This window comes from Achromobacter sp. GbtcB20 (genome assembly GCF_019091095.1).
GTDB lineage: Bacteria > Pseudomonadota > Gammaproteobacteria > Burkholderiales > Burkholderiaceae_B > Achromobacter > Achromobacter mucicolens.
Genome location: NZ_JAGXJZ010000896.1, coordinates 1 through 236 on the forward strand (window position 1 = coordinate 1; position 236 = coordinate 236).

Below are 236 nucleotides of genomic sequence, written 5' to 3' on the forward strand. Positions count from 1 at the left end.
TAATTTCCATCGACTGTATGGGCGGAGACCACGGTCCCTCCGTTACGATCCCTGCAGCCCTGTCGTTCCTGAAACACCAGCCCGAAGCCGAACTGATCTTGGTTGGCCTCGAAGACGTGCTGCGCGCGGAACTGAAGAAACACAACGCCGACGCGAACCCGCGCCTGACCGTGGAGCACGCCTCCGAAGTGGTGGCGATGGAGGATCCGGTCGAGGTGGCCCTGCGCCGCAAGAAG

Annotated in this window: 1 pseudogene; it reads left to right on the forward strand. The window is 62.3% G+C overall.

Annotated elements, in window-relative coordinates:
- Positions 1-2: 2 nt before the first annotated feature.
- Positions 3-236 (forward strand): annotated as a pseudogene (locus KVT32_RS31555) (phosphate acyltransferase); the annotation flags it as partial.